The 22,630-nt window shown below is 60.9% G+C and carries 23 protein-coding genes and 1 pseudogene; 10 read left to right on the forward strand and 14 right to left on the reverse strand.

All coding sequences use genetic code 11. The annotated features are described in order from the left end of the window. Window positions 1-2: 2 nt before the first annotated feature. Genes ACI5GA_RS27960 through ACI5GA_RS27980 form a run of 5 tightly spaced genes read left to right on the forward strand, consistent with a single transcriptional unit; the run spans window position 3 to window position 2,715 of the window. Window positions 3-386 (forward strand): type II secretion system protein, encoded by a 384-nt coding sequence (locus ACI5GA_RS27960; protein WP_421425198.1) that lies wholly within the window; start codon window positions 3-5, stop codon window positions 384-386. Next, window positions 361-981, forward strand: a complete 621-nt coding sequence (locus ACI5GA_RS27965) for a type II secretion system protein (protein WP_404638360.1) — start codon at window positions 361-363, stop codon at window positions 979-981. Before ACI5GA_RS27960 ends, ACI5GA_RS27965 begins: the two co-directional genes overlap by 26 nt. Continuing rightward, the gene (csgE, locus tag ACI5GA_RS27970) at window positions 978-1,400 is read left to right on the forward strand and encodes a curli production assembly/transport protein CsgE (protein WP_421425200.1); all 423 of its coding nucleotides are present in this window, start codon (window positions 978-980) and stop codon (window positions 1,398-1,400) included. The genes ACI5GA_RS27965 and csgE overlap by 4 nt, the downstream gene beginning before the upstream one ends. After that, complete coding sequence (locus tag ACI5GA_RS27975) at window positions 1,397-1,810, forward strand: curli assembly protein CsgF (protein WP_421425201.1); 414 nt, start codon at window positions 1,397-1,399, stop codon at window positions 1,808-1,810. The genes csgE and ACI5GA_RS27975 overlap by 4 nt, the downstream gene beginning before the upstream one ends. A gap of 32 nt (window positions 1,811-1,842) precedes the next feature. Beyond that, on the forward strand, window positions 1,843-2,715 hold the full coding sequence (locus ACI5GA_RS27980) for a CsgG/HfaB family protein (protein ID WP_421425202.1): 873 nt from the start codon (window positions 1,843-1,845) through the stop codon (window positions 2,713-2,715). Window positions 2,716-2,860: 145 nt separating this feature from the next. On the opposite strand, the gene ACI5GA_RS27985 is transcribed toward ACI5GA_RS27980, so the two are convergent. The 7 genes from ACI5GA_RS27985 to ACI5GA_RS28015 all read right to left on the reverse strand — a co-directional run bounded on the left by ACI5GA_RS27985 (window position 2,861) and on the right by ACI5GA_RS28015 (window position 10,280). Continuing rightward, window positions 2,861-3,844, reverse strand: coding sequence for a 2-hydroxyacid dehydrogenase (locus tag ACI5GA_RS27985; RefSeq protein WP_421425203.1), 984 nt, complete (start codon window positions 3,842-3,844; stop codon window positions 2,861-2,863). Window positions 3,845-3,858: 14 nt separating this feature from the next. Further along, entirely contained in the window at window positions 3,859-5,175 is a 1,317-nt protein-coding gene (locus ACI5GA_RS27990) for an MFS transporter (protein WP_404638350.1), read from the reverse strand. 74 nt (window positions 5,176-5,249) lie between these two features. After that, complete coding sequence (locus tag ACI5GA_RS27995) at window positions 5,250-6,230, reverse strand: sugar kinase (RefSeq protein WP_421425205.1); 981 nt, start codon at window positions 6,228-6,230, stop codon at window positions 5,250-5,252. Next, entirely contained in the window at window positions 6,223-7,020 is a 798-nt protein-coding gene (locus tag ACI5GA_RS28000; protein WP_421425206.1) for a sugar phosphate isomerase/epimerase family protein, read from the reverse strand. Before ACI5GA_RS28000 ends, ACI5GA_RS27995 begins: the two co-directional genes overlap by 8 nt. A gap of 105 nt (window positions 7,021-7,125) precedes the next feature. After that, window positions 7,126-8,142, reverse strand: a complete 1,017-nt coding sequence (locus tag ACI5GA_RS28005) for a LacI family DNA-binding transcriptional regulator (protein ID WP_404638344.1) — start codon at window positions 8,140-8,142, stop codon at window positions 7,126-7,128. A gap of 333 nt (window positions 8,143-8,475) precedes the next feature. Next, window positions 8,476-9,300, reverse strand: a complete 825-nt coding sequence (locus ACI5GA_RS28010) for an ABC transporter permease (protein WP_404638342.1) — start codon at window positions 9,298-9,300, stop codon at window positions 8,476-8,478. Beyond that, window positions 9,297-10,280: an aliphatic sulfonate ABC transporter substrate-binding protein gene (locus ACI5GA_RS28015; RefSeq protein WP_404638340.1), complete on the reverse strand. Its 984-nt coding sequence runs from the start codon at window positions 10,278-10,280 to the stop codon at window positions 9,297-9,299. The genes ACI5GA_RS28010 and ACI5GA_RS28015 overlap by 4 nt, the downstream gene beginning before the upstream one ends. A 373-nt stretch (window positions 10,281-10,653) precedes the next feature. Here ACI5GA_RS28015 and ACI5GA_RS28020 point away from each other — a divergent pair, with 373 nt between their 5' ends. The 5 genes and pseudogenes from ACI5GA_RS28020 (at window position 10,654) to ACI5GA_RS28040 (ending at window position 14,141) form a co-directional block, all read left to right on the forward strand. After that, window positions 10,654-11,790 (forward strand): MFS transporter, encoded by a 1,137-nt coding sequence (locus ACI5GA_RS28020; RefSeq protein ID WP_421425207.1) that lies wholly within the window; start codon window positions 10,654-10,656, stop codon window positions 11,788-11,790. 208 nt (window positions 11,791-11,998) lie between these two features. Then, window positions 11,999-12,679 carry a hypothetical protein gene (locus ACI5GA_RS28025; protein WP_421425208.1) on the forward strand — a complete coding sequence of 227 codons (681 nt, stop codon included), beginning with the start codon at window positions 11,999-12,001 and terminating at the stop codon, window positions 12,677-12,679. Between the two features lie 45 nt (window positions 12,680-12,724). After that, entirely contained in the window at window positions 12,725-12,892 is a 168-nt protein-coding gene (locus ACI5GA_RS28030; protein ID WP_404638334.1) for a YhfG family protein, read from the forward strand. Beyond that, a pseudogene (locus ACI5GA_RS28035) lies at window positions 12,892-13,492 on the forward strand (putative adenosine monophosphate-protein transferase Fic). The gene ACI5GA_RS28030 and the pseudogene ACI5GA_RS28035 overlap by 1 nt, the downstream one beginning before the upstream one ends. A 109-nt stretch (window positions 13,493-13,601) precedes the next feature. Beyond that, window positions 13,602-14,141 carry a methylated-DNA--[protein]-cysteine S-methyltransferase gene (locus ACI5GA_RS28040; RefSeq protein WP_421425209.1) on the forward strand — a complete coding sequence of 180 codons (540 nt, stop codon included), beginning with the start codon at window positions 13,602-13,604 and terminating at the stop codon, window positions 14,139-14,141. A gap of 15 nt (window positions 14,142-14,156) precedes the next feature. On the opposite strand, the gene ACI5GA_RS28045 is transcribed toward ACI5GA_RS28040, so the two are convergent. The 7 genes from ACI5GA_RS28045 to purU form a co-directional block, all read right to left on the reverse strand. Then, entirely contained in the window at window positions 14,157-14,936 is a 780-nt protein-coding gene (locus tag ACI5GA_RS28045) for an IclR family transcriptional regulator (RefSeq protein ID WP_404638330.1), read from the reverse strand. 634 nt (window positions 14,937-15,570) lie between these two features. Then, window positions 15,571-16,146: a sarcosine oxidase subunit gamma gene (locus ACI5GA_RS28050; protein ID WP_421425210.1), complete on the reverse strand. Its 576-nt coding sequence runs from the start codon at window positions 16,144-16,146 to the stop codon at window positions 15,571-15,573. Between the two features lies 1 nt (window position 16,147). Continuing rightward, entirely contained in the window at window positions 16,148-19,045 is a 2,898-nt protein-coding gene (locus tag ACI5GA_RS28055) for a 2Fe-2S iron-sulfur cluster-binding protein (RefSeq protein ID WP_421425212.1), read from the reverse strand. Continuing rightward, window positions 19,042-19,344 carry a sarcosine oxidase subunit delta gene (locus tag ACI5GA_RS28060; protein WP_421425213.1) on the reverse strand — a complete coding sequence of 101 codons (303 nt, stop codon included), beginning with the start codon at window positions 19,342-19,344 and terminating at the stop codon, window positions 19,042-19,044. The genes ACI5GA_RS28055 and ACI5GA_RS28060 overlap by 4 nt, the downstream gene beginning before the upstream one ends. Before the next feature lie 12 nt (window positions 19,345-19,356). Beyond that, a complete protein-coding gene (locus tag ACI5GA_RS28065; protein WP_404638323.1) occupies window positions 19,357-20,598 on the reverse strand; it encodes an FAD-dependent oxidoreductase in 1,242 nt (413 codons plus the stop codon). Next, the gene (gene folD / locus ACI5GA_RS28070; RefSeq protein ID WP_421425214.1) at window positions 20,580-21,491 is read right to left on the reverse strand and encodes a bifunctional methylenetetrahydrofolate dehydrogenase/methenyltetrahydrofolate cyclohydrolase FolD; all 912 of its coding nucleotides are present in this window, start codon (window positions 21,489-21,491) and stop codon (window positions 20,580-20,582) included. Before folD ends, ACI5GA_RS28065 begins: the two co-directional genes overlap by 19 nt. Next, complete coding sequence (purU, locus tag ACI5GA_RS28075; RefSeq protein WP_404638319.1) at window positions 21,488-22,354, reverse strand: formyltetrahydrofolate deformylase; 867 nt, start codon at window positions 22,352-22,354, stop codon at window positions 21,488-21,490. Before purU ends, folD begins: the two co-directional genes overlap by 4 nt. Between the last annotated feature and the right edge of the window lie 276 nt (window positions 22,355-22,630).

The following is a 22,630-nucleotide window of genomic DNA, read 5'->3' on the forward strand; positions in this document are numbered from 1 at the left end:
TCATGGGCACGCAGCGCACTGGAAAAGGCTTCACGTTGATCGAATTGCTGGTGGTCATGGCCATCATCGCCACGCTGATGACCATTGCCGTGCCGCGCTATTTCAACAGCCTGGAAAACTCCCGGGAGACCGCGCTGCGTCAGAGCCTGTCGGTGATGCGCGAGGCGCTGGATCACTTTTATGGCGACACCGGACACTACCCGGAATCGCTGGACGACATGGTCACTCACCGTTATCTGCGTGCGTTGCCGCAAGACCCGATCACCGGGCGCAACGACATGTGGGTCATCGTGCCACCGCCAGAGGGCGTGCAGGGGTCGGTGGCAGACATCAAGAGCGGGTCCACCGGGAGGGCGCGTGATGGCAGTCTTTTCGGCGAATGGTAAGGCCCCGATTGCCGGTTTTTCCGGGCGCCAGCAGGGTTTCACCTACATGGGCGCGCTGGTGCTGATCGTGCTGATGGGGTCGGCATTGGCGGCGGTGGGGCAAGTCTGGTCCACGGTGGGCAAGCGCGAGCGCGAGCTGCAACTGATCTGGGTCGGCACTCAGTACGCTCAGGCGCTGCGCAGCTACTACCGCAGCGGCACTGGCGTGGCGCAGTATCCGCAGTCGCTGGATGAACTGCTGGAAGACCATCGTTACCCCACGATCATGCGCCACATCCGCAGGCTCTACCCCGATCCGATGACCAACAGCGACGACTGGGGCCTGACCACTTCGGTCGACGGACGCATCACCGGAGTCTACAGCCTATCCAAAGACACCCCACTGAAGACCGCGAACTTCCCGCCTCAATGGCAGGAGTTCGAGAGCATGACCCGTTACGCCGATTGGCGTTTCGTGGCCGAAAAAGCCTTTCTGGAGTCGACCTCCAATCGTCCGGCAGGTGCGCCCGGCACGCCGGGTGCGCCGCCCAGTGCAGGGTCTGGCGTTTCGCCGGGAACCTCATTGGGGACGCCACTGGGGGGCGCCAGCCAATGAACGCGCACGCCTCTCATCACCCCGCTTTCAGACACCTTTGCGCCGTGTTGCTGATCGGTGCGCTGAGTCGTGGCATCAGCCACGCCGACGAAGAAGACGAAATGATGGGCTTTATCGTCGACGACTGCATTTCGCTGGTCGGCCACAACTTCTACAACGCCTTCACCGACCGTCTGCGGGCCACCAGTCGGCTGGATTTCAACCTGGTGGTGCGTGAACGGCCCGACGCCCGTTGGGGCAGCCTGATCTGGGTCGAATACGACCAACGCATCGTGTATCGCCGTTTCATCGCGCCCAATGCCACGCAAACCCGTGACCTGGCCATCGAGGCTGCCGATCTGGTTCGTGCGGCCGTGGTTCAACGCAAGCTGCAAGTGCTCTTGCAGGACAACACTGATCTGGGGAAGGACGAACTATGAACAGAAGAATAACCACCGTCTCGACCTATCTGTGCCTGAGCGGTTTCAGTCTGATCTGTCAGGCCACCGAGCTGGTCTACACACCGGTCAATCCGAACTTCGGCGGCAACCCGCTCAATGGCAGCGTGCTGCTCAACGAGGCCCAGGCGCAGAACGACTTCAAAGACCCGAGCCTGAAGAAATCCACTGTCACGGGCACCACGGCGCTGGAGCGCTTCAGCCAGCAACTGCAATCGAGCCTGCTGTCCCAGGTGCTGACCAACATCCGTGACGGCAACACCGGCACCCTGACCACCGACGCCTTCATCGTCAATGTGATCGACGATTCCGGCGCCCTGAGCATTCAGATCACCGATCGATCGACCGGCGAAATATCGGAAGTCACCGTCAACGGACTCATCAACAACTGACGGTTGCTGAAGTTCCAGAGGAGCGATAGACCATGAACAAATGCATCGCGCTGTTGATGCTGGTCGCTGCACTGCAGGGCTGTGTGACCAAACCCATGCCCGCCGAACAGGCGAAGGAAACCCCGACCCTGACGCCGCGTGCCTCGACCTATTACGACCTGTTGTCCATGCCCCGGCCCAAAGGGCGTCTGGTGGCGGTGGTCTATGGTTTTCGCGACCAGACCGGGCAGTACAAACCGACGCCGGCCAGTTCGTTTTCCACCAGCGTCACCCAGGGTGCAGCGAGCATGTTGATGGACGCAATGCAGGCCAGCGGGTGGTTCGTGGTGCTGGAGCGCGAGGGGCTGCAGAACCTGCTGACCGAGCGCAAGATCATTCGCGCCGGGCAGAAGAAACCGGCCGCAGTCATGGGGCCTGACGGCAACCCGGTCGCCGTGCAGTCGCCAAACGAGCTGCCGCCGTTGCAGTCTGCCAACCTGATGCTTGAAGGCGGTATTGTGGCCTACGACACCAACGTGCGCAGCGGCGGGGAGGGCGCGCGCTACTTGGGGATCGGGGGGGCTCAGGAGTATCGGGTGGACCAGGTGACGATCAATCTTCGGGCTGTCGATGTGCGCAGCGGGCAGGTGCTGGCCAATGTGATGACCAGCAAGACCATTTACTCGACGAGCTACAACGCCGGGGTGTTCAAGTTCGTGGAGTTCAAGAAGTTGTTGGAGCTGGAGGCGGGGTACACCACGAACGAGCCTGCCCAGTTGTGTGTGTTGTCGGCGATCGAGGCGGCGGTGGGGCATTTGGTGGCGCAGGGGATCGAGCGGCACATGTGGCAAGCCGCAGGTGATAACAGCCCGCCTAATGAGACGTTGCAGCGGTATTTGAGCCAGAACAAACCGGCAGAGGAGTAGGAGGGCTTGATGGAGCCCGATCCTGCTCCTGCTCTATCCGCAATGGTCCAGACTGGGCTACTTGTGCATGAAGGGCATATGAAGAGCAAAAGCTGGCGCACGCATGACACAAACGATGCGCTCAATCATAGCGTCTCCCGAAGGGTCAGGCGCGGCGCCAAGCTTCAGGGTTGACGAGATCTTTGGGATGTTCACCTCTCAGCGCGCTGATCATGTTCTCCACCGCACACCGAGCCATGGCCTCTCGCGTTTCGCGAGTAGCGGAACCCATGTGCGGTGTAGCAACCACGTTGTCGAACGTCAGTAACGGCGAGTCGGCAGGCAGCGGCTCCTGTTCGAAGACATCCAGCCCCGCCGCACGAATCTGCCCGTTACGCAGCGCCTCGATCATCGCGTTTTCATCCACCACCCTGCCTCGGGCGATGTTGATGAAGATCGCCTCGGGACGCATCTGAGCGAACTGTTTGGCGCCGATCAAACCTTCGGTTTCGGCGGTCAGCGGCAAGGTCAGGCAGACGAAATCCGCTTCGCCCAACAACGCCTCCAGACTTCGATATTGCGCGCCGAAGCGCGCTTCCACGGCTGGCTTGGGCGAGTGACTGTGGTAGATCACAGGCATGCCAAAGCCGAAATGCCCGCGCTGGGCGAGTGCCTCGCCGATCCGGCCCATGCCGATGATGCCCAGGGTCTTGCCGTGCACATCGGTGCCGAAATGCGCGGGGCCGATGTTCTGTTTCCATTGTCCGCCACGCACCATGCTGGCCAGCTCCACCACGCGCCGGGACGTGGCCATGATCAGCGCGAAGCCGGTGTCGGCGGTGGTTTGCGTCAGCACGTCCGGGGTGTTGGTCAGTAGAACGCCACGGCGGGTCAGGTCGGCGATGTCGTAGTTGTCGACGCCCACCGAGACGCTGGAAATCACCTTCAGTTTTGGCGCCAGGTCCAGCAACGACGCATCCAGCTTGAGGCTGGCGCCCAACAGGCCATCGGCGTCAGGCACGGCGTCGCGCAGGCGGGCCATGCCATCGGCGGTTTTCGGGTTGTCGATCAGGGTCACCCGAGCGACGGTCTCCAGTCGCGCCATCAACGGCGCGGACAGGGATTTGTACAGCACAACGTGTTTTTTCATCAGAAACGTTCCGATCAGGAATGCGCAGGTGTGCGACGAACGTTGGGTTCATCGCGCAGGGGCTTTGCGGCAGCATCCGGTTTGAGCAACAGGGTCAGCACCACCGAAACCAGCAGCGCGCCACTCATGAACAGGTACGACGCGCTCAAGGTGCCGGTAACGCCATTGAGGTAGCCCACCAGATAGGAACCGGCGAACGAACCCAGCGCACCGAGGCTGTTGATCAGGGCCATGGCGCCACCGGCGACATTGGCGGGAAGGATTTCCGGGACGATCGCGAAGAACGGCCCATAGGGCGCGTACATGCAGGCCCCGGCGATCACCAACAGGGAGTAGGACCACCAGAAATGCTCCGTGCCCAGCGCATACGAGCCATAGAACGCAAAGGCGGCCAGCAGCAGAGGAGGCCAGACGAACAGTTTGCGCTTCTGGGTCTTGTCCGATGCCCAGGAGACCACGACCATCCCGATCACGGCCGCCAGATACGGCAGGGCCGACAGCCAGCCCGCCTGGACCATGTCCATCTGCATGCCTTTCTTGATAATGGTCGGCAGCCACAGCACGAAGCCGTACACGCCGATGCTCCAGCAGAAATACTGCGCCGCCAGCAGCAGGACTTTCGGCGAACGGAAGGCTTCGGCGTAGTTTTTCACCGGCTTGATGCCGACCTGCTCGGCGTCCAGTCGGGCTTGCAGTTCGGTTTTTTCATCGGCTGTCAGCCAGTCGGCCTGAGCCGGACGTTCGTCCACCAGACGCCACCAGATGAACGCCCAGATCACCGCAGGCAGGCCTTCAATGATGAACATCCAGCGCCAACTGAAATGCGCCACCAGATAACCCGAGACCACCGACATCCAGAGCATGGTCACCGGGTTGCCGAGAATCAGTACGGTGTTGGCGCGGGAGCGCTCGGCCTTGGTGAACCAGTAGCAGAGGTAGACCAGCATGGCGGGCATGACCGCCGCTTCGACCACGCCGAGCATGAAGCGGATGCCGATCAACATGTAGGCGTTGGAGACGATACCGGTCAGCGTGGCCAGGCCGCCCCAAAGGATGAGGCTGACGAATATCAGCTTCTTCACGCTGCGCTTTTGCGCGTAGATCGCCCCCGGCACTTGAAAAAAGAAGTAACCGAGAAAGAACAGGGCCCCCAGCAAGGACGACATGCCGGGGGTGATGTGCAGGTCTTCGGCCATGCCCGAGGCGGCGGCAAAGCCATAGTTGGCCCGGTCCAGGTAGGCCAGGCTGTAGGTGATGAACACGATCGGCATGATCAGCAGCCAGCGGCGTTTGAGGCCAGCGTGTTTCACGGTGTTGAAGAGTGTGTCCATATCGGGCTCCCTGAGCATGTTGTTTTTGTCGCAGCAGGTGATGGAACGGGTGTGTGCAAGCAACTAACGGAAAATCAGGCGGTTTGTCGTCGCGGCGCCGCAGCGCCTTGGGTGGCTTCGGTTTGCGCTGCTTGCAAAGCGGCCCGGGTCGGCAGGCCTTCCATGTCGCCTCGGCTTTGCACGGCCTGGCTACCAATCCAGTTGCCTCGGGCTGTGGCCTGGGCGAAATCGAGGTTTTCCAGCAACGCGCTGATCACGCCCACCGCGAATCCGTCGCCTGCGCCCACGGTGTCGATGACGTTGGCCACTGGTACGCCGGGCACGAAGGCTTCGTTGTCGTGAGTGCGGTAGTACGCGCCTTTCGCGCCGAGCTTGATCACCACGGCTTCAACGCCCACGTCCAGGTAGAACTTCGCGATGTCGCCGGGGGTGTCGTAGCCGGTCAGCAGTTCGCCTTCGGCCAGGCCGGGCAGCACCCAATGGGCGAGGCTGGCGAGGTGATTGACCTCACGAATCATCGTTGTCTGGTTCGACCACAGCGAAGGTCGCAGATTGGGGTCGAAAGAAACGCTGCGTCCGGCATCACGCATCTGGGTCATCAGCACGTGGGACAGTTCGCGGCAGGTGCCGGACAGCGCCGCCGGAATGCCGGTGGCGTGCAAGTGCCGGGCTTTCAGCAGCTCGGGAACGATGTCGTTGACCGACAGGTGGCTGGCCGCCGAGCCGCGACGGAAGTATTCGACCACCGGGTCCGCACCTTCAAGTTCCAGTGACTTGAACTGAAAACCGGTGGGGTGCGATGCATCGACCGTTACATGACGGCAATCCACGCCTTCGCCTTGCAGGCTATCGGTGACGAAACGCCCCATGGAGTCATCGCCCACGCGGCTCAGCCACGCGACGTTGAAGCCCAGCCGCGACAGGCCGATGGCGACGTTGCTGTCGGCACCTGCGATGCGCTTTTCATAGGTGCGCACCGTGGCCAGATCACCGGTCTGCTCGGCCACCAGCATGGTCATGGTTTCACCGAAAGACAGAATGTCGATCCTAGACATGGCTCAGCTCCTGCATCGGTTGGATATGAGGCTGACCGAGGTGGGCGAGGGCGTTGACCTGAGCACGGGTCACTTCCAGCAGGTCATCGCCTTGCAGCGGATATTCCACAGCGCGGGGCAAGCCGACGGGCATGTGTTTGAGCAGTTGTTCCCACACGTGCAGATCGGCCTGACGCGGTGGCACGGCAATTAGTTTGCCCGCCGCGTTGCGCGCCACGGCTTTGCAATGCACGTACTCGACGTAGCGTCCCAGTTGCTGCGCGGCGGCGCTGGCCGATTGCGCCTGCCACATCCAGTTACCGATGTCGAACGTCATGCCGATGGGCATTTGCAGGGCGTCGATCCGGGCGAAGAAACGGCTGAAGGGCTCGATGCGGCCGCCTTGCGAGGTCTGATCGTTTTCCACCAGCAGGTGCACGTCGTAACGGGCCAGACGATCAGCCAGCGCAGCGACGTCGCTGTCGTCGGTGAGGTGGCCCAGTGACACCTTCAACCAGGCCGCACCACACAAGGTCGCCCGTTGCAGGGTCGGTTCCAGCTCTGGGTTGGGTTGATGCTGGTCCTCCAGCCACAGCTCCAGCGGGGCTGAATACAGGCATTCCAGGCCTTGGGTGCGAATTGCCTCGCCCAGCGCCGGGAAGTCTTCGCGACCGGTGAACAGCTCTTCGCGCAACTCGATGCGAGTCACGCCAGCGTCAGCGAGCAGCGGAATGAAATGGGCCTGGCCGCGCTCGCGGACGAAGTCGGCACCGTAGGCGCCCAGGCTGATGGCAACGGGGAATCGGTTCATTATTGTTGTCCTCTGAAACCGGTTTCATTTCTGTTCGAATGAAGGGTTCGAACAAAGTTCTTCAAATCGACGGGGCGACTGACCTGCGGTAGGGATGTTAGAGATTCAGGATCGCTGGCGGGTCGAGCCGCGCACGATCAATTGAGCCGGGAAGTCGTACAGCCGCACCGGCTCCTGATCGCCGCGCAGGCGATTGAGCAGGCACTCAAAGGCGGTGACGCCGATCTCGTGAGTCGGTTGGGCGAGGGCGGTGATACCGCTGCCCACCAGTGGATACCAGTCCAGTTCGTCGAGGGCGATCAGGCCGATGTCGTCGAACAGGTGGCAGCCCAGATCGTGCAAGTGCCGGGTCGCGCAGAGGGTGGCGACGCCGTTGCCGGTAAACAGGGCCTTGGGGCCGTGACCGGTATCGTTGAGGAAGGTGCGCAGGTGGTCGGCCAGCACGTCGCCGGTCTCACGCACCTGGCCGCGCAGATTCGGGCGCTGGGCAATGCCGACGTTGAAGGCGTCGACGCGTTCAGTCCGCGAACTGGTGCCATCCTGAGGTTCAGTGACCATGAGAATGTCGCGGTAGCCTGACTGTTGCAGATGATCGAGGGCCTGGTTCACGGCACCGATGTTGTTCAGACCCACCAGATCGCTCTGCAACTGATCCACCTTGCGATCCACCAGCACCATGGGCAGTTCGTCGTGAAGCTCGCGCAGTTCGTCCAGATGGTGGCCGAGGGTGTTCACGATCAGGCCTTCGATGTTGTACGAACGCAGAGCGGCCAGATGCAGGCGTTCCTGTTCGTCGTCGCGGTCTGTGTTGCACACCACCAGGCTGTAACCGTGCTTGCGACAGGCGGTTTCGACGCCGTGCATCACGGCAATGGAATAGGGGTTGCGGATGTCGGCCACCAGCATGCCGATCAGGCGGGTACGGCCGCGTTTCAGCCCGCGGGCCATCTGATTGGGGCGGTAGCCGAGGGTTTCGATGGCGTGTTCGATGCGCCGGGCGATGGCTTCGGACAAAAGCTGGCGATCTTCGCCGATGAAACGCGAGACGCTGGCTTTGGAGACACCCGCCATGTCGGCGACGTCGTTCATGGTAACGCGGGTGCGCGTCGGAATGCTGTTCATGGCCTGGCCCTTATTGGAGTTGTCAGCAGGCGTTTTTCACGTGTGTGGTGGTGAGCATGCGTTGCTCTGAAACCGGTTTCAGGAAACACCAAACGACGAGCGCCGTCAACTCGGGATCGGATGAAAGGTGGTGAGGGTAAGATGCTGGGTAGTGGCCGGGAGCAATGCGTGGGAGTGAACTTGCTCACGACAGCGTTCGGTCAGTCGCTGCCGTTGTGACGGCCAGAACGTATCGTGAGCAAGCTCACTCCCACAGACTAGGGTGTTTGCTGCGCGCTATCGCGGTGTTTGGACAGCGGGCAACTTCTCACAGGTGTTATCGCGTTCGTGGTATCACGCGTTGCCCTTGAACGTATCCCGCCACGCCAGAAAGCGTTTCTCCAGCAGCGCCAGCACGCCATCGCTCAACTTGCCCAGCAGGGCCAGCACGATGATCGCCGCCAGCACGATGTCCGGGCGGGAGGTTTCGCGGCCGTCGCTGAGCAGATAACCCAGCCCTTTGGTGGCCGCGATCAGCTCGGCGGCCACCAGAAACATCCACGCCAGGCTCAACCCCGAGCGCAGACCAGTGAACAGGCCGGGCAGCGCCGCAGGCAGGAACAGGTGGACGATCATCTGTCGCTGACTGAAGCGGTACATCCGGCCCACTTCCACCAGCTTGCGGTCGATGCCACGAATGGCTGCGACGCCGTTCAAGTACACCGGAAAGAATGCGCCAATGGCGATCAGCACGATCTTCGATGTCTCGCCGATCCCCAGCCACAACAGCAACAGAGGCACCCACGCCAGGCTCGGGATCGACCGCAGGCCAGCGAACGTTGGCTCCAGATAGGCTTCGGCTTCTCGACTCAGGCCCACCCAGGCGGCAAAAAGCAGTCCCAGACCCGCGCCGATGGCGAAGCCACTGAACACCCGGACCACGCTGGCACCGATGTGTTTCCACAACGTCCCGTTCGCGAGGTCGGTCAAGGTGCTGAAGATTTCGCTGGGCGCGGGCATTTGATAAGACTGTACCCAGCCGATGCGCACAACGATTTCCAGCAACACCAGAATCGCCACCGGCACGGCCAGGCCCTTGAGGCGTGGGCGCCATCGGACCGGCAGCCTGGCAGATTCTGTATTGCTGGTCTTCAGCGCTTCAACGCGGGAGCTGCTCATGGCTGGACAACGGCCTTGCCAAAGCTCGGGTCGATCAGTTGATCAATGACCTGGTCGACGTTGGTGCCTTTGCGCACCAGTTCTTCGGACAGCAGAATCGGCGCAGCAGCCTTGGATGCGGTGACGTCCTTCTCGGTCAGTTGCGGGCTGCTGATATCGGTGCGGGTCAATTGCAGTTTGGCGACGTCCAGTGGCAGGCCGGATTCGCTGGCCAGCAATTTCGCCAGTTCTTCAGGGTTTTTCAGCGACCATTCGCGGGCTTTTTCGTACGCGCCGAGCACGGTTTTGATCGCTTCCGGGTGTTCTTTCGCATAGCGCTCGGTGACGCTAACTACGCCGTAACTGTTGAAGTCTTTGTTGCGGTACAGCAGACGCGAGCCGGCCTGAATCTCGCTGGCGGCCATGTGTGGATCGAGACCGGCCCAAGCGTCGACATCGCCTTTCTCCAGAGCGATACGGCCATCCGGGTGTTGCAGGTGCAGCAGTTCGACGTCGTCCTTGCCGAGCTTGGCTTGCTGCAAGGCACGCAGGGTGAAGAGGTACGGGTCGGTGCCTTTGGTGGCGGCGATCTTCTTGCCTTTGAGGTCGGCGACGGTTTTAAGTGTCGAGTCCTTGCGCACCACCAAAGCGGTCCATTCGGCGCGGCTGTAGACGTACACCGACTTGATCGGACTGCCATTGGCACGGGCCAGCACGGCGGACAGGCTGGCGGAGGAGGCGAAGTCCACGCCGCCGCTGTTCAGGTATTCCAGCGAGCGGTTGCTGCCCTGGCTGAAAACCCAGGTCACTTTGCTGTTGGGCAAGGCTTTTTCCAGCCAGCCAAAGTGTTTGAGTACAAGGCTGACAGGTGAGTAGTAGGCGTAGTCGAGGTGCACTTCTGCGGGCGGCGTTTCGGCAGCTTGGGCAAAGGGTTGCAGGGTCAGGGCCAGCGCACCGGCCAGAAGCTTCAGAGAGGTGGGCAAACGTGGGAACGCGGTCATGATCAGGTCCAGTCGAGAGGCGGAAGCTGCACAGGGCTGCTTATGTCGAAATCAGCAGTCAACGCGAGTCATCCTGCATTAACCGGAATATTGCAGGCTCTGTGCCATGACCGAATTTCGGTGCTTTGCGGGAATTTGGGGATGCTTTTCGAATAACGGCCGCTGCTCACACAGCAATCTGCTGAGCAACTGTTGCTGGGCAAACACTGAGTAGACCTTATGTAACAGCATGGCTTGTCTGCGGTGGCGTACTTAAGAGCGCTGCTGCCGGTACGTCGGACGATTACAGGAATCGCACAAGATAAACATTGTCAGCAGCCCTCCGCGTTCTGCATGCTGCATCTTTCAATTGTGTTACAGGACCTTTCTGCGCATGTCTGCCACTGCCCGAGATGCTGACGCCGCCTCACGCCGTTCGGCGACCGTTCTCAGCCTGTGCCTGCCCAGCGATGTCCTGTTGTACCTGCTGCTGCCCATGAATGCAGATGCATTCGGCATCAGCCTGCCGGAAGCGGGGATTCTGCTGGCGGCCAACCGGCTGGTGCGTATTTTCGGCTACAGCTACGTGGTGCGTTTCTACGCCCGGCATGGTGATCGTCCTACGGTGATGCTGGCCGCGCTGGTGTCGGCAATGTGCGCTTTCGGCAACTCGTTTTTCGTGGGTTTTTGGTGGTTATTGATCCTGCGTCTTGGGTGGGGCCTGACCTTCGGCGCGTTGAACCTGTCGACTCAGGCGCTGGCGACTTCCGAACCGGGCGGAGCGGCACGCCGATCGGGCACGTCCCGGGCCATCATTGCCATCGGCCCGATGTTGGCCTTGCCGCTGGGGGCGCTGATCAGCCTGCATTTTGGCCCGCGGGTGATTTTCCTGATTCTGGCGTTCTTCTCGCTGGCTGCGTTGCTGGTCGCCAGAGGCTTGCCCAACATTCCCCACGCCATGCCCAGTGCGGGCGGGCGACGTTTCAAGGCGCCGGACAGTGTGGCCATGTGGTCATTCATTGAAGGCGTCGCGCTGGACGGGCTATTCATTTTCGGTCTGTCGTTGCAGGCGCAGTCGGTTCTGGGGGGCAACGCAGTGTTCATCGCCGGGGTCTTGCTGGCCCTGCGTTACGCCTCGGAAATGCTGTTGAGTCCTCTGGGCGGTCGCGCCGCTGCCGCTTATGGCGCTGTGCGCATGCTGGTGGTGTTTTCTGCGTTGACCACGCTGGCGCTCACAGCGTTTGGTTTCCACTGGCTGATCATCGGCGCGGGAAGTGTGTTGATTCTTCGGGCATTGCAATTGCCGCTGGTAACGACTCTGGTGGCTGAGCGTAACCCGGGCGCGGCGCGGGTTCAGGCGTTGGCGGGAAACGCGGTCTGGCGTGATGTTGGCGCGGGTGTCGGGCCGTTGCTGGCCGGGGTCTTGCTGCCCATGGCGTCGCCGTCGTGGGTGTACAGCCTGGCGGGTCTTGCCGTGGTGATCAGCGCCATCGTGTGCAGCCGTTACAAGGCCAGCGAAGCCGCGGCATGAGCATTGCTGAAACATTCGCTTACCGACCGTTCGGCGATTGATCCGATAAATCATGGGGTTGCATGCAACCTCTCAAGCGATTTCCCCTCTGATGGTCATTCTTCATACGGACATAAAGCTTCGCTAGGCTGCCTTCGCCAGCAAAAAGCCAGCTCACAGGGATGTTGCACAGGGCGCACACGCTCTCCACATCAGAACCCGGGCCATCATGACTTTTTTCAAAACCGCTGCTTCCTCGTCCCCTCTGCAACGCCTTGCCTATTTCTCCCTGCCGTTATTGCTGCTCGGCTCTGCGGTGTTCTGGTTCGCAGCAGGCAAGGGCGTGCACGCCGAACCCAAGAATGGCACCCAAACCCTGGTGTTTCTGCGCCACGCGGAAAAACCTGACATGGGCCTCGGCCAACTCAACTGCCAGGGCTTGAACCGCGCCATCGACCTGTCCACGGTGCTGCCGAACACCTTCGGCAAAGCCGATTTCATCTTCGCCGCCAATCCCAGCCGCCATGTGGAAGAGGGGGAAGGCGACCATTCCTACAGCTACCTGCGACCCTTGATGACCGTCGGCCCCAGCGCGATCAAGCTCGGCCTGCCGGTCAACATCGACTTTGCGGCCAACGACACCAGCGACCTGGCAGACGAGCTGATGCGCGACAAATACCACGACGCCACGATCTACACCGCCTGGTCCCACGGCTACCTGCCCGAGCTGATCAATAAAGTCGCCGGAGAGGCCTCGGGCAAGGACTTGAAACTGGTGAAGGACTGGACCGGCGACGACTTCGACTCCGTGCTGGTCCTGACCCTGAAATGGAACAACGGCAAGGCCACGCTGCAGTACGAGAATTACAAACAGAACCTGAACGACGGCGCGGTGGGGTGTCCGACGTGAGAGGGGCTGCTACACTCCGTCCGTGACGCACACAGAGCCAATCCAATGAGCCAGACCCTTCAGCAAAAACGCGAACGTTACGCGCAAGCACGCCGTTCCAACTACCTTGCCAGCCTCCGGCTGGAAGGGTTCGATACTGCGCCGTCTGATGCGGTCAAACCGCTTCCTTCACGTGAAATGGTGTTGGCGAAGTATCGCCAGCTAGCCGGTTGATGACTGACAAGTATGGTGTAGGGGACGACCCTTATTGCTACCCAGGTACCACTGTTCTGCGAAACAAGCTTGAGCTGAAAGACGAGGCCACTCTCGATCAGGCTGAGCGTGAACTGTCTGAGATCGCTGCCAGCACCATAGGTTTTGAGCCTGCACCCTACTCGCTAGAGACTCTTCAACACGTTCACCAAGCGCTGTTTACCGATCTTTACGACTGGGCCGGTGACATTCGATCGGTGAAGATTCGCAAAGACCAGACGCTGTTCTGCGCTCCCGATCGTATCATTCCCGAAGCCACCAAAATCTTCAGCCAAATGGAAAGGTCTGGCTGGTTCGTTGGGTGCTCGCGAGAGTTGCTGATCAACGGTATTGCAGAAGCCTTCGGTGACCTGAACGTGATTCACCCGTTTCGTGAAGGCAATGGGCGGGCCCAGCGGATTCTGTTCGAGCAGATCATCATCAATGCCGGCTTTTCTGTGGACTGGTGGCAGATCGAAGAGAGTGAATGGATTCCTGCAAATGTTGCGGCAGTGATGTGTGATTACCGGGGACTCGAAAAAAATATTTGATCAATGTGTTGGTCAGTTGCCTGACGGATAGAAAATAGCGGTCCTGCGTAGACAGTTGCAGAATTCCACCGCAAGAACCCGATGGCTTTCCCTCCACCTCCCGGTAACATGGCTCCCATTGCGACAAGAGGAGCCTGTTCATGATCTTCACATACCGTTTTATCGATTCCCCGGTCGGGCAGTTGAAGCTGATTGCCAAAGGTCCGGCGCTGGCGGCTGTTCTTTGGGAGAACGACCGGCCTGACCGCGTGCTGCTGGGCGAGATGGATGAGGATCAGGGCAGCGAGATTCTGAATCAGACCGAGCAACAACTGGCCGAGTATTTCGCGGGTACTCGCAACCAGTTCGATCTGCCGTTGGACTTTCATGGCACCGAGTTTCAGAAACAGGTCTGGCAAGCGTTGCTGACCATTCCCTTTGGCGAGACCCGCAGTTACCTGGACATTGCCAGGCAGATTGGCAATCCTGCGGCCGTGCGCGCGGTGGGGGCGGCTAATGGCAAGAACCCGATTTCCATCGTGACGCCGTGCCATCGGGTGATTGGCAGCTCCGGTTCGTTGACCGGATTCGCAGGGGGGCTTGAGGCCAAGGCGTTGTTGTTGACGCTGGAAGGGGGCATGCCGCAGCCAGTGAAAAAACGTGGTCGCAATGAACAGGCAGGGCAGGCTTCACTGTTTTGAGGGGCAACGCGGTACTCAATCGCGAAAGCCCAGATCCCGGCTGATCTTCATGCTGCATTCCAGCAGCAACGCCAGAAAGCGCTCCCGAGCGCCGTCCGGGTCCATCACCGCGTCGGGGCCGGAGAGGTTGATCGCGGCGGTCACCAACCCCGTGTGATCTTTCACCGATGTGGCAATGGCGGTCGAGTAATCGGAGCGGTGCAGCACCCAGCCCTGTGCCCGGTCTTCGGCGATCAGCCCCTGTAATTCGGGCAGGGTTCGGGGAGCGGGTGTCGGGTAGTCATCCAGGCGGATGTGCTGGTACAACGCCCCCAATTCGGCCTCGTTCAGTGCCGTTAATAACATACGGCCCATGGCCGTGCAGTGACAGGCGATACGGGTGCCCACCGGGATGTTCACCGACAGGCGCTGGGCGGCGAATGCGCGGTAGAGGTACAGGCTGTCGGTCTGCTCGCGAATGCTCAGGTGGCAGGACAGTGAGGTGCGGTCTCGCAAGTCGTTGAGATGCGGCATGGCGACCTCGACGATGTCGCGGCTGGCCAGGTAGCTGAAGCCGTCGCTGATCACCCGGGCGCCAAGTTCGTATTGGGTGTTGTGTTTGTTCAGGTAACCCATGTCGGTCAAGGTGAACAGAATGCGGTACACCGCTGAGGGGGTCACGCCGAGGCGCGAGGCGATTTCCTGCATGCTCAGGCTGCGGGTGCGAGCGTCGAACATGGCCAGTACGCTCAGGCCACGGGCGAGGGCGGGGACGCTGTAGTCGGTGTCTTTGTCGGGTGATTCGATGATGTTCATGGTGCATTCCCTCTCAAATTTTGCTGCCGCTGCCGCTGCCGCTGCCGCATTTGCTTTTGATCTTGCTTTTGCTCTTCGTACACAAAACGTCCAGACACCGCCGAACGCGACTTGGGTGCAGGCCGGAGTAAGGGTATTCCGACGAAGGAGGAACCCAACCAGGAGCAGGGCCTTTTTGGTTACTTTTTCGGCTCCTGGAAAAAGTGACCCGCCGTAAGGGCGGAAAGGTGAATCAGCGTCAACCGCGTGAACGGATCCGCCATGGAAATTCGGACCGATTAGCTGAGTAGTTGGCGACACCGAAATTGGGGGCATATCCGTTTAAGTGGCGGTGCGGATATCGGTTCCGCTCTTACAGCGGGTCACTTTTGGCAAACGCCCCAAAAGTAACCAAAAGGTCTGGGTCCTGGTTTGGCCCTCCTTCGTCGGGTTCCCTCGCTCCGGCCCCGCTCCGTGGGCACGCGCCGAAACGGACGTCCCTGTCCCGGCGCTCTCGCCGCATCCTGCGGCTCGACCCACTCCGCGGCGCCTGCACTCGGCCTGCACCCAAGTCGCGATTTGCGGCGACTGCGAGGGCGCGTCCCAAAAGCAAGAGCAAAAGCAGGATCACAATCGACGGCAACGGCGTTCGCGCTTAACCAAACTCCGCCATTGCATCCAGCACTGCACCTTTGAAGTAGTCCAACGATGCACGGTCGAACAGGATCTGGAACGCAGGCTGCGAATCGCCGCCCACATTCACCACGATCACGTTGATCCGTGCCGCCGAGGTCTGGGCCACTGCACCCGCCCCAAACGCTTTGAGCCGCAAATCGACGCCGCACAGCTTGGCCATCACGTCAGCGATGCACACACCACTCAATTGCAGCCAGGCATGGCTGTCCTGTCGAGGCAGCAGATAGTTGGCGCTGTGGTCCAGCTCCCACCGCGCCTCTTCATCGGCGATGCGCTCGCCGCTGTCCAGCACGCTGCCGAGGATCAGGTATTCAGTCTGCGACAGGCGCGCAACGTGGCTGCCGTCGGCTTGCGTCACCGCCCGATTAGGCGTGTCTGGCAAAACGAATCCGCGGCCTTGCAGGTACTCCGCGCTCTGCATGCCGCGAAAGCCAACCCGTGGCAGGTCAGTCAGATCGGTCAGCACGCATTGCGCCATCGAGCTGACGTGAACCGGCGCCGGGGCGATAGGGTGTTCGGTATTGAGACTGGACATGTCAGAGCTCCTGGCGCTGGTTTTCAGGGTCGAAAAACGGCAGTTTCACCACGGTGGCCTGGACGACCACACCATCTTCCACACGGATCGGAATCTGCTGCCCCGGCGTGCTTTGATCGAAGGCGGCGTAGGCCAGGCCAATGATGCGGTCGAGGGATTGTGAGTATTCGCAGGACGTCACATTGCCGCTGATGTCCGGGCCCTTCAACACGAGGTGCCCCTCCAGCGGTTGTGGGCTGGCTTTGGGCAGTACGAACCCCACCAGTTTGCGCTTCTGCGGCTGGGCTTCGAGGATATCCACCGAGCGCCGACCGACGAAGAACGGCTTGCTGCGACTGACCGCCCAACCCATGTCGATTTCCGCCGGGTGAGTCATGCCGTCGGTGTCCTGGCTGATGATCACATGGCCTTTTTCCAGACGCAGCAGGCGCTGAGTTTCGACACCGAACGGGCGGATGTCGAAGGCTTTGCCCGCTTCCATCAAGGCGTCCCACAGGTTCAGTGCATGGCGCGCCGGGACGTGAATTTCATAGCCCAGCTCACCGACGAAACCGACTCGCAGCAGCCGCGCCTTGATCCCGGCCACGGTGCCCTGGCGCACAGCCAGGTAGGGGAAGCCCTCGGCGGACAGGTCCAGATCGCTGCAGACTTTCTCCAGCACCTTGCGCGAATCCGGACCGGCCACGTTGACTGCCGAGATGGCTGCGGTGACGTTGGCGATGTCGACGTTCAGGCGCCATTGCGCGTTCCACTTGAGCATCTGCTGGTAGATGCGGTCGACGCCGCTGGTGGTGGCGGTGACGTAGAAATGGTTCTCGGCGAATCGGGCGCAGACACCGTCGTCGATCACCACGCCATGCTCGTTAGTCATCAGCGCATAGCGCGAGCGGCCTACCGGCTGCTTGAGGAAGGCGAAGGTGTACATGCGATTGAGCAGTTCGGCGGCGTCCGGTCCGCGAACGTCCAGACCACCCAGGGTCGAGACGTCGATGATGCCGACCTTGTTGCGCACGTGCAGTGCTTCGGCCTGCATGCACTTATCGCGTTCACTCGGCTTGCCGTAGTAGGCCGGGCGCTGCCAGATCCCGGCGGGCATCATTTTCGCGCCTGCGTCCAGATGGCGTTTGTGCATCGGCGTCTGGCGGTACGGGTCGAAGGCGCGACCGGCTACGTGGGCCAGCTTCTCGGCCTCGAATGGCGGACGGGCGGTGGTCACGCCGGTTTCGCTGACGCTGCGCTGTGTGGCCGAAGCCACCAACCGGGCGGTGGGCAGGGCAGAGTGGCGCCCTTGGGACGGTCCCATGCCCACTGTCGAGTAGCGCTTGACCAGTTGCACGTCGCGGTAGCCGATTTTGGTGGCGTTGATGATGTCGCGCACTTGCAGGTCTTCATCGAAATCGACGAAGTCCTTGCCCTTGGGGTGCGGGAAGATCGGCCACGGGAAATTGACTTGGGCTTCACTGCGCATCGGCAGCGGCTTGGCGGTCAGTTCCAGATCCAGCGCGGTGACGATTTCGGCGGCGGCATGAATGCCGTCCGCCAGCACGTTGTCCAGCGCGTGATAACCATGGGCCGAGCCTGCTACACGAAGATTTTGCGGCAAACCGCTCAGGGTGAACTCGGCCAGTTGATCGTCATAGGCCAGCTTGCCGCCTGCCTGACAGAGCAATTGATAGACCGGCATGTAGCCGCCGGACATGCACAGCAGGTCGCAATCGAGGATCAGGCCGCTGTTGGCGACCTGGCCCAGCCCGGTGATTTTGCGAATGTCGACGCCGCTGACGTGGCGCATGCCTTTTTCGTGCAGCGCCTCATAGACCGTGCTGCCGAGGTGGCAAGGGATGCCGCGCTTTTCCAAGGCTGGCGACAGCGCTCGGTCTGACGGGCCTGAGCGCATGTCCACCACCGCAGCAACGGCCACACCCTGATCATGCAAATCCAGTGCAGCCAGATAGCCGTCATCATTGCCGGTCAACACCACAGCGCGCCGGCCTGGCTTGACTGCATACAGCTTCATCAAGCGCTGAGCCGCGCTGCTCAGCATCACGCCGGGCAAATCGTTGTTGCGGAAGATCACCGGCTGGTCGAACGAGCCGCTCGCGATCAGGCATTGCGTCGCGCGCACCTTGTACATGCGCTTGCCTTGAATGACCGGCAGGTAGTTGTCGGTGAACCAGGCGTTGCAGGTGGCCTTTTTCAACACCTGAATGTTGGCGTGGCCTTCGACGGCATCCACCAGTTCACGACGCAGGGTTTCGGCGCGCTGGCCTTCGATGTCGAAGCGCGCATAAGTGAGCGAGCCGCCGAGAATCGGTTGTTGCTCGATCAGCAGCACTTTCGCGCCCGCATTGGCAGCGGTCAACGCGGCTTGCAAACCGGCAGGGCCTGCGCCTATCACGGCCAGATCAGCGAACAGATAGGCTTTGTCGTAATATTCGGGCTGGAATTTCAGGTCCAGCACGCCAAGCCCGGCTTTCTTGCGAATGATCGGCTCCCACAGCTTCCACGCGCCCTTGGGCTTGTAGAACGAGCGGTAGTAAAAGCCCACCGGCATGAACTTGGAGAACTTGCCCAGGTAGGCGTCCTTGTCGTTGTCCAGCGAGCCGTTGAAGTTTTGCCCGGTCACTTGCACGCCGTTTTCCAGCAGGTGTGTGTCGGCCAGCACATTCGGCTCGCTCGGCAGTTGCACCAGGGTGTTGGCGTCTTGCCCGGCCATGGTCAACGGGCCACGCGGGCGGTGATACTTGAACGAGCGTGACAGCAAAAAGCGGCCATTGGCGAGCAGGGCGCTGGCGATGCTGTCCCCGGCAAAACCCTGATACGGCTTGCCGTCGAAGCTGAAGGTGAGGGGCTGATTGCGGTCGATCAGTAGGCCCATGGGAGCAGAGAGGCGGCTCATTGCGCGGTCTCCCTGGCAGGGAGGGTAAAGTCGACGCGAGCGGTGAACAGCTCTTTGGGGTCGAAGGTGCGCAGGATTTCGTCACTGCCGGTGTGGCGTTCGGCGAGGAACCAGTAGCTGGACGGGTTGTGCATCCACCATTCGCGGACCACGCCCAGAATGTCCTCGCTGTTGAACACGTAATCGGCCCATTCGGCGTCGGTGCAGGTCTGTGGATCAGGCATCTGCTTGAACTCGCCGCCGTAGGTGAACTCGCTGATGTTGCGCGGCCCGTTGAGCGGGCAATTCATGACTTTCATATTCCGCTTTCCTCAGTGGCTGGCCGCGGTAGCGCCCATTTCGTTGACTTGCTGGAAGGTCGAGAAACGCTCCAGACCGAACGGTTTGATCAGATCCGGCACCGTGCCGCCGCTGGCGACCAGTTCGGCCATGGTCTTGCCGCAGATCGGCGTGGCTTTGAAGCCCCAGGTGCCCCAGCCTGCGTCGAGGTAGTAATTCTTCACCGGCGACAGGCCCATGATCGGGCTGTAGTCCGGGGTCATGTCGGTGATGCCGGCCCACTGGCGCATCAGCTTGGCGTTCGCCAGGAACGGGAACATCTCGATGGCGTGGGCCAGCAGGCTTTCTTTCAAGTCCAGCGTGGAGCGGGTGTTGAACAGCGGGTACGGGTCGGAGCCGCCGCCGAACACGACTTCGCCGCGACTGGTCTGTTGCACGTAGCAGTGCAGGGCAGAAGAACTCACCAGCGGGTCGAGAAACGGCTTGAACGGCTGGGTGACCATGGCTTGCAGCGGGAAGGTCTGGATCGGCGAGCGAATCCCGGCTTTCTTCATCAATTGCGAACTCATGCCCGCGACGGCCTGTACCGCGCAGCCGCATTTGATCGTGCCGCGATTGGTCTTCACGGCGGTGATGCTGCCGTTCTCGATCACCAGTTCCTGCACTTCGGTGAGCTGATGAATTTCCACGCCGCGCTTGGCGGCCTGTTTGGCGTAACCCCAAGCCACGGCGTCGTGGCGTGCGGTGGCGCCGTCGATGTGCCAGAGGCCTGCGATCACTGGCAGGTGGCCCGGGTCGAGGTTGAGGGTCGGCACCAGTTCGCGAATTTGCTGGCGGTCGATCATCTCGGTGCGGCCACCGAAATGCTTGTTCACTTCGGCGCGCTGGCGGAACGAGCGCACCGTGGCGTCGGTGTGAGCCAGGGTCAGTTGGCCGCGATGGGAGTACATGATGTTGAAGTCGAACTCGTTGGACAGCCCTTCGAACATCCGCACCGATTCTGCGTAGAAACGCACGCCCTCGCTGGTCAGGTAGTTGGAGCGGATCACGGCGGTGTTACGCGCTGTGTTGCCGCCACCCAGATAACCCTTTTCCAACACCGCGATATGGGTGATGCCGTGGTACTTGGACAGGTAATACGCCGTGGCCAGGCCATGGCCACCGCCGCCAATGATCACCACGTCATAGGAGGATTTGAGTTCTTTGGGCGCTGGCAGGTCGACCTCGACCGGGTACTCCGCGCTGAGCCCGTATTTCAGGAGATTGAAAGGCATGGGGCCTCCGACGACGCAGGTTGGGCTTGTGCGTGGGCTTGCTGCACGGCAGCGATCAGGGTGTTTTTCATCAGAAAGGCGATGGTCATCGGGCCGACGCCACCGGGCACCGGGGTGATGGCCGAGACGTGGGGCAGGGCGCTGTCGAAGTCCACATCGCCCACCAGACGGCTGCGGCCATCTTCTTCAATACGGTTGATACCGACGTCAATCACCACCGCGCCGGGCTTGAGCCAACGGGCGTCGATCATACGTGGCCGACCGACGGCGGCGACCACGATGTCGGCCTGACGGCACAAGGCCTGGGCGTCGACACTGCGCGAATGCACCACGGTCACCGAGCAGTGGGCCTTGAGCAGCAGCGCGGCCATGGGTTTGCCAACGATGTTGGAGCGGCCAATGACCACCGCATGCTTGCCGGACAGATCACCGCAAGTGTCTTCAAGCAGTTGCATGCAGCCGGTGGGGGTGCACGGTGTCAGCACGTTGCGGCCCTGGCTCAGGCCGCCGACGTTTTCACTGTGAAAACCATCGACGTCCTTGCCCGGCGCGATGGCCTGCAAGGCGCGGGTTTCTTCGATCTGCGCGGGCAGCGGCAGTTGCAGAAGGATGCCGTTGACGCTGTCGTCGTCATTCAGCTCGGCAATCAGTTTCAGCAACTGCGCTTGAGTGGTGTCCGCGCTCAAGCGATATTCCAGTGAACGAATCCCGGCCTCTTCGGCGCGCAGGATCTTGTTGCGCACATACACCTGACTGGCCGGGTCTTGACCCACCAGAATCACCGCCAGCGCCGGTTCGATGCCATCGCGCTTCAGCGCCTGCACATCGTTTTTGACCTGCGCCAGTACGCGGGCAGCGACGGCTTTGCCGTCGATCAGTTTTGAGCTGTTCACCGGAAGATCACCGTTCTGTCGTTGTTGAGGAAGACCCGATGTTCCAGGTGGTATTTGACGGCTTTGGACAGCGCCACGGTTTCGGTATCACGGCCGGTGGCGACCAGATCATCCGGCAGGTAGACATGGTCCACGCGCTGCACTTCCTGCTCGATGATCGGGCCCTCGTCCAGATCGCTGGTGACGTAATGGGCGGTGGCGCCGATCAGCTTCACGCCACGTTCGTAAGCCTGGTGATAGGGCTTGGCGCCTTTGAAACCGGGGAGGAAGGAGTGGTGAATGTTGATGGCACGGCCCGAGAGCTGCTTGCACAGGTCGTCCGAGAGGATTTGCATGTAGCGCGCGAGCACGACCAGATCGGTGCCGGTTTCGTCGACCACTTTCATCAGCGCCGCTTCCTGCTGGGCTTTGGTTTCTTTGGTCACGGGCAGGTAGATGAAGCGAATGCCTTCACGCTCGGCCATGGGGCGCAGGTCAAGGTGGTTGGACACGATGGCGGTGATGGTCATGTCCATCTCGCCTTTGTGGTAGCGGTAGAGCAGGTCGGTGAGGCAGTGGTCGAACTTGCTCACCATCAACAGCACGCGCATCGGTTCGCGGGTGTCGTGCAGCTCCCATTGCATATCGAAGGCTTTGGCGACGTCTTCGAAGCCGCTTTGCAGAGCGGTGATGTCGCCGGTGTGGCCGTCGTTGAAGCGGAACACGGCACGCATGAAAAATTTGCCGCTGAATTCGTCGTCGAACTGCGCCATTTCACCGATGTAGCAGGCGTTGCCCGCCAGGTACGAAGTGACCGCTGCGACGATGCCGGAGGTGGCCGGGCAACTGATCTTGAGAATGAAATGGTTCTTTTCGTGTTGCATGGCAATTCCTCTGGAAGTGGCGGCCGTTCGGTTCAGGGCGGTGATCAGCGCAAAAATTCAGGGGTGAACGATGTTTTCGTGGGTGAATAAAAATTCCCATCAGGAATTAAATATTCTCGAAGGAGGTTTTATAGGCGAAAGAAAATGACGCGTCTAGCTAAATTTAGAAAGTTTTTTAACTGGCAGGAAAATTAGACGCGCATGCCCGCTGTAGTCATAGGGTTTGCCAACAGCAGCGGCATCACGTATGCCGCCGCAGGCAAGCCATGATGCTAC

The organism is Pseudomonas sp. Pseu.R1 (genome assembly GCF_045764065.1).
Lineage (GTDB): Bacteria > Pseudomonadota > Gammaproteobacteria > Pseudomonadales > Pseudomonadaceae > Aquipseudomonas.